Source organism: Caballeronia sp., from assembly GCF_028292365.1.
In the GTDB taxonomy this organism is placed as follows: domain Bacteria; phylum Pseudomonadota; class Gammaproteobacteria; order Burkholderiales; family Burkholderiaceae; genus Caballeronia.
In genome coordinates, this window is the sequence record NZ_JAQGMM010000029.1 from 1 (window position 1) to 5,744 (window position 5,744).

At 60.0% G+C, this 5,744-nt stretch carries 6 protein-coding genes; 4 read left to right on the forward strand and 2 right to left on the reverse strand.

Annotated features, from left to right (window positions below):
- Positions 1-34: 34 nt before the first annotated feature.
- Positions 35-1,087, reverse strand: coding sequence for a sugar ABC transporter substrate-binding protein (locus JWR14_RS01375; protein ID WP_299700056.1), 1,053 nt, complete (start codon positions 1,085-1,087; stop codon positions 35-37).
- A 217-nt stretch (positions 1,088-1,304) separates the two neighbouring features.
- Between JWR14_RS01375 and JWR14_RS01380 the strand changes: the two genes are divergently transcribed.
- The 4 genes from JWR14_RS01380 to JWR14_RS01395 all read left to right on the forward strand — a co-directional run bounded on the left by JWR14_RS01380 (position 1,305) and on the right by JWR14_RS01395 (position 4,499).
- The gene (locus JWR14_RS01380) at positions 1,305-2,201 is read left to right on the forward strand and encodes a MurR/RpiR family transcriptional regulator (protein ID WP_277046721.1); all 897 of its coding nucleotides are present in this window, start codon (positions 1,305-1,307) and stop codon (positions 2,199-2,201) included.
- The gene (iolG, locus tag JWR14_RS01385; RefSeq protein ID WP_299700063.1) at positions 2,191-3,189 is read left to right on the forward strand and encodes an inositol 2-dehydrogenase; all 999 of its coding nucleotides are present in this window, start codon (positions 2,191-2,193) and stop codon (positions 3,187-3,189) included. Before JWR14_RS01380 ends, iolG begins: the two co-directional genes overlap by 11 nt.
- Positions 3,186-4,205 carry a Gfo/Idh/MocA family oxidoreductase gene (locus JWR14_RS01390; protein ID WP_299700066.1) on the forward strand — a complete coding sequence of 340 codons (1,020 nt, stop codon included), beginning with the start codon at positions 3,186-3,188 and terminating at the stop codon, positions 4,203-4,205. Before iolG ends, JWR14_RS01390 begins: the two co-directional genes overlap by 4 nt.
- Positions 4,206-4,271: 66 nt before the next feature.
- Positions 4,272-4,499, forward strand: a complete 228-nt coding sequence (locus JWR14_RS01395) for a sulfurtransferase TusA family protein (protein WP_062084604.1) — start codon at positions 4,272-4,274, stop codon at positions 4,497-4,499.
- 108 nt (positions 4,500-4,607) lie between these two features.
- Here the strand turns inward: JWR14_RS01395 and galU are convergent, their stop codons facing one another.
- The gene (gene galU, locus JWR14_RS01400) at positions 4,608-5,489 is read right to left on the reverse strand and encodes a UTP--glucose-1-phosphate uridylyltransferase GalU (protein WP_299700080.1); all 882 of its coding nucleotides are present in this window, start codon (positions 5,487-5,489) and stop codon (positions 4,608-4,610) included.
- Positions 5,490-5,744: the final 255 nt, after the last annotated feature.

Consider the following 5,744-nt stretch of genomic DNA (forward strand, 5'->3'; position numbering starts at 1 on the left):
GCCTAAGGTCAAACTAACCGCGCCGCCATCGGGTTCATCTGTACTGACCTGCGTACTTGAGTACCTTGTCGACGTTTTCCTTGGTGATAAAGCCCGGACCGGAGCCGATATTGCGCGCCCCGTAGGACGGAGCGAGCCCGTAGGTGCTAAGCCGCGCCTGGAACTTCGGATTCGCTTCGAGGGCCTGGCGAATCTTGGCCGGATCGGTGGTGTGATCCTTCTTCACGATAGCCAGCACGGCGACCGGGATATAACCCTGCAAGTAGGGTTGCTGGTCGATAGCGAACTGGATCGTGCCATCCTGGATCGCTTTTGCGATGTCGCTGTCGAAGTCGAACGTCGCGAACCAGATCTTGCCGGCGACGCCCATCTGCTTGAGCGCCTTGATGGTCGGATCTGCCGACAGCGGGCCAAGGGCGAGCACGGCCTGGGTATCCGGGTGATTACGCAAATACGCGCTCACCTTGGACTGCACCGTGGTCGGATCCTGGCCTGCGTCCAGCGTGGACGACTTGAAATCGACGCCAAGCGCTTCGGCGAAACCCCGGCAACGCTCGAACGAAGCGGGATTCGTCGCGTAGTGGTTGACGCACAGGAACGACTTGATGCCCGCCGCTTTCGCCTTTTCGCCCGCCGCTTTACCGGCCGTGTATTCAGGCTGGCCGACGTGCATGATCGCGCCGAGCTGCGCGCTTTGCTCCTCGGTGCCGGAGTTGATCGTGACCAGCGGGATGTGCTTCGCGGTGACCTTGGAGATCGAGCCCTTTAGTACGTCGAAGTCGGCAATGGTGACGATCACGCCGTCAACGTTACGAGCTGCGGCCTGTTCAATCAGCCGCGCCATATCGGCAATATCGCCATTCGGCGGGTTGCGGTAATCCGTCTGGACATTGAAGTCCTCGTCCGCCTGCTTGATCGCGTTCTTGATCGTGTTCCACCACGAGTCCGAATCCGGCGCATGGCTGATCAAAACGAAGTGGGCGTCGGGAGCGGCGTGCGCTGCCTGGCTGCTCAGTGCTGCTGCGCCGCACAACGCAGCGGCAGCCGCGAGCGCGCGCAGGGCGCCTCGGCGATTGCAAAGTCTCATTGTCTCCACCTATCACGGTTGTTGTTCTGAACGAGCATCTGGCGTCTTGCATACGGCGCTTCACCGTTTGACGCCCCTTGCTCAGGACCAAGATTAGGACAAGTTTCATCGCTCTGCAATAGGAAGTTTAACTATTCGAAGTTTGGAAAATTAATTCCATTTGTTCGCTCTGGTATCTATAATCGGTGGCATCGAACAGAAAAACCACGAGCACGGCATGCAGGAAGACACGCAAGACCCTCAAGAGACGGCCGAGATCCCGACAGTCGATGAACTGATGCAGCGGATCGCCGAGGCCTACGACGCGCTGCCGCGCCAGCTTAAAAGCGTGGCGACGTACATCGAACAACATCGCAGCAACGTGATGATGGATCGCACCGGCGACATCGCCAGCGCGTGCGGTGTGCATCCCTCGGCTGTCGTGCGCTTCGCGCAGCGCTTCGGCTTCTCGGGCTTCTCCGATCTCCAGGCAATCTTCAAGCAGGCGTACACGGGCCAGAACGGTTCGGCGCAAAGCTATCAGCAGCGCATCCGCAAACTGATCGACGAAAAGCCGGGCAAGTTGTCAGGCGGATCGGTGGCGCGCGAATTTATCGCGGCGAGCCGGAGCGGGCTGGAGGAACTCGAAGCGGGTCTCGACGACGTCCAGTTCGAAGCCGCGGTGAAGATGCTGGAACACGCCGAGAACATCTACGTGGTCGGTGTGCGGCGCTCGTTTCCGGTGGCGAGTTATATCGTCTACGCGCTGCAGCACACGGCTAAACGTGTGCATCTGGTGTCGGGTTTCGGCGGGATGTATCGCGAACAGATCCGCAGCGTGAAGAAGGGCGATGTGGTGGTCGCGATCAGCTTCGCGCCGTATGGCAAGGAGACCCAGTATTGCGTGCGCGCGGCGCAGCACCACGGCGCCAAGACATTAGTGATTACCGATGGCCAGCTTTCGCCGCTCGCGCGTCACGCGAGCGCGCATTTGTTCGTGAAGGAAGGCAGCGCGTTCGCGTTCCGTTCGCTCACGAGCACGATCTGCTTGTGCCAGGCGCTGTTTATCGCGCTTGCGTACCGGCTTGAACTGAACGTAGAAGAATCAAGGGAGACAGGCGGCTATGACGATTGATGTGGCGGTGTTCGGAGCAGGGCGGATCGGCAAGATCCACGCGGCGAACCTGGCGAAGCAGCCGGGTGTGCGCCTGAAGTACGTGGTGGACGTCAACAAGGAAGCCGCAGCCGCATTGGCTGCGCTTCACGGCGCGCAAGTGGCCGACGTGGAAGGCGCACTCGGCGATGCATCGATAGGCGCGACTGTCGTGTGTTCAAGCACGGACACGCACGCTGACCTGATCCTGAAATCGGCGGCGCAAAAGAAGCATGTGTTCTGCGAAAAGCCGGTCGATCTGACGCTCGAGCGTGCACGCGCTTGTGCCGATGCCGTCGCGAAAGCCGGCGTGGTCTGCATGATCGGTTTTCAGCGCCGCTTCGATCCGACCTTTGCCGCATTGAAGGCGCGCGTGGAGGCGGGTGAGATTGGCGATCCGGAAATGCTGGTGATCACGAGCCGCGATCCGGGCGCGCCGCCGGTGGAATACATCAAGCATTCGGGCGGCATTTTCAAGGACATGCTGATCCACGATTTCGATATCTTCCGCTGGATGCTCGACGACGAAGCCGACACGCTGCACGCAACCGGAAGCTGCCTGACGGACCCGGCAATTGCAGAAGCGGGCGATATCGATTCGACGGCTGTCACGATCCGCACCAAACGCGGCCGCTTGTGCCAGATCAACACCGCGCGGCGCGCGGCGTACGGATACGACCAGCGCTTCGAACTGCTCGGCAGCCAAGGCATGCTGCAAGCCGGCAATGTGCGTCCGACTGAAGTCACGGCGTATTCGAAGACGGCGGTTTCAAACGATGTGCCGGAAGCGTTTTTTCTCGAGCGTTATCGCGCGGCGTACGCACTGGAAATCGCCCATTTCTTCGATGCCATCCAGGAAGGCAAGCCGGTTCGCACGACGGTCGCGGACGGCATGAAGGCGTTGGAACTCGCCGAGGCGGCTACGCGGTCGTGGCGTGAAGGACCGATCATTAAGCTGGGGGCGGCATGAAGGCGCCGGTGCGCATTGGGATTGTTGGATTAGGGCGGCTGGGTCAGCGCCACGCACGTAATCTCGCGTGGCATGTGCCGGGCGCAACGCTCGCGGCGGCGTGCAGTCCGGTCGCGGCAGAACGCGAATGGGCCAGCGCCAACCTGCCCGAACTTGCGCTCTACAGCGACTACGAATCGATACTGAAAGACGCATCGCTCGATGCAGTGTGGCTCGTTACGCCAACATCGCTGCATGCTGACCAGATCATCGCGGCGTTGCGCGCGGGCAAACATGTGTTCTGCGAAAAACCGTTGTCGCTGGACCTGGAACAGTGTGATCGCGTGATTGAAGAAAGCGCGCGCTTTCCGCATCTTCAGGTGATGATCGGTTTCGTTCGTCGTTTCGATGCCAGTTATCGCGACGCCTTCAACAAGATCAGCCAGGGCGCGATCGGCCGGCCGTTCATGGTCCGTTCGCAGACCGTCGACAAGAACGATCCCGATGGCTTTTTCGTCCGTTTCGCGCCGACATCGGGCGGATTGTTCCTCGATTGCAGCGTCCACGACATCGACCTCGCGCGCTGGATGCTGGGTAACCCGCGTGTTACGCGCGTGTTCGCGAGCGGCACGATAGCGATCCACGAAGGGCTGGCGGAATGTGGCGATATCGACAACGGTGTCGCTATCTGCGAATTCGAGGGCGGCCGGCTGGCGGTATTCCAGGCATCGCGCACAAGCGCCCACGGTCACGATACGCAGACGGAAGTGGTGGGAACAGGCGGGGCGCTCTCGGTGGGACACAATCCGCGGGCGAACCGGGTGGAAATCTACGATGCCGGCGGCATCCGCAACGAATGCACGCCGACGTTCTTCGAGCGCTTCGAGCAAGCGTTCCTGCACGAAGCCGAGGTGTTCGTCGCGTCGCTGAGCGGAGGCCCCGCCACGGGCCTGACGCTTGACGACGCACGTGAGGCTACGCGTATCGGGATTGCCATGCGGGAGTCTCTCGCCAAAGGCCAAGCGGTGAATTTTTAAGCACTGGGGTAAAATCGAACTCTCTATAGGCGAGATCACTAGCGGGTTCGAACAAGGCTCAATCTGATGGAAGTGCACAAGGAAGTCGATGCGCGCGGGCTCACGTGCCCGCTGCCCATCCTGCGGGCGAAGAAGGCGCTGGCCGATATGCAGAGCGGTCAGATATTGAAAGTGCTGGCGACCGACCCGGGTTCGCAACGCGACTTTGCCGCGTTTTCGAAGCAGACGGGCAATGAACTGGTGGAATCGACCTCGCACGACAAGGTGTTCACCTTTCTCATGCGGCGCCGCTGATCGACAGAAGCCCAATAAAAAATGCCCATGATTTTAGTCATGGGCATTTTTTTTCCGGCCATCAAGCCACGCGCTCGCGGCTCAGGGCTCAGATTTATGCATTGGCACTTAGCCGAGCAGATGCGGCGAACGCGTGTTCAGGTATTCCTGAAAGTCCTTTGCCACTTCCGGATGGCGCAGCGCGAATTCCACTGTTGCTTTCAAATAGCCAAGCTTGCTGCCGCAATCGAAACGCGTGCCGTGATACTTGTAAGCGAGCACTTGTTCGTCAGCGAGCAACGACTGGATTGCGTCCGTCAGTTGCAATTCACCGCCGGCTCCCGGCTTCAACGCACGGATGTGATCGAAGACGCGCGGTTTCAGCACATATCGTCCGACCACGCCCAGATTCGACGGGGCATCGGCGGGTTCCGGCTTTTCCACAATGCCCGACAGCTTGAAAATATTGTCTTCCCACTCTTTCCCGTCAATCACGCCGTACGACTTGGAATCCTGAGCCGGGATCTCCTCCACGCCAATCACCGAGCTGTGATAGTGATCGAATACTTCGATCATCTGCGTCATCACCGGCGGTGTGCCGTACAACAAGTCATCGGCCAGAATCACGGCGAACGGGTTGTCGCCCACCAGCTTTTCCGCGCACAGCACGGCGTGGCCCAGACCGAGCGCTTCCGCCTGACGCACGTAGAAACAGTCCACGTGGCTCGGTTTGATGCTGCGCACGAGATCGAGCAGCTTTTGCTTGCCGCGGGCTTCCAGTTCGGCTTCGATCTCATACGACTTGTCGAAGTGATCCTCGATCGCGCGCTTGCTGCGGCCCGTCACGAAGATCATCTCCGTGATGCCGGCGGCCATGGCCTCTTCGACCGCGTACTGGATCAGCGGTTTGTCGACGACGGGCAGCATTTCCTTCGGGCTGGCCTTGGTCGCGGGGAGGAATCGGGTACCGAGACCCGCAACCGGGAAAACCGCTTTCGTAACTTTTAGCATGGCCTTGAATAAGGTTTCGGCCCTCGCCTTGAGGGTGTCGAGGGCACGTGGTCGAATTGTGCTTCGACGAATACCTTAACCTCCAAAGCCACCGCTGTTCTGCCTAAATACTGCGGCAATCGGACATTGGATTTTTCGGGAGCCGTGCGGTCCTTTGCGTCCGAGTGGCACCTTCGGCCAAAGGCCGAAGAAGCGATGGTTGTCGGTGCGCTGCCGCTCGTTGATAGTATGGCAAAGGAGTGAAAATCACGCTCG

Bases quoted from the DNA above. Each gene is read 5' to 3' on its own strand.
- JWR14_RS01375 (WP_299700056.1), bottom strand. From the start codon at position 1,087: ATGAGACTTTGCAATCGCCGAGGCGCCCTGCGCGCGCTCGCGGCTGCC.
- JWR14_RS01380 (WP_277046721.1), top strand. From the start codon at position 1,305: ATGCAGGAAGACACGCAAGACCCTCAAGAGACGGCCGAGATCCCGACA.
- iolG (WP_299700063.1), top strand. From the start codon at position 2,191: ATGACGATTGATGTGGCGGTGTTCGGAGCAGGGCGGATCGGCAAGATC.
- JWR14_RS01390 (WP_299700066.1), top strand. From the start codon at position 3,186: ATGAAGGCGCCGGTGCGCATTGGGATTGTTGGATTAGGGCGGCTGGGT.
- JWR14_RS01395 (WP_062084604.1), top strand. From the start codon at position 4,272: ATGGAAGTGCACAAGGAAGTCGATGCGCGCGGGCTCACGTGCCCGCTG.
- galU (WP_299700080.1), bottom strand. From the start codon at position 5,489: ATGCTAAAAGTTACGAAAGCGGTTTTCCCGGTTGCGGGTCTCGGTACC.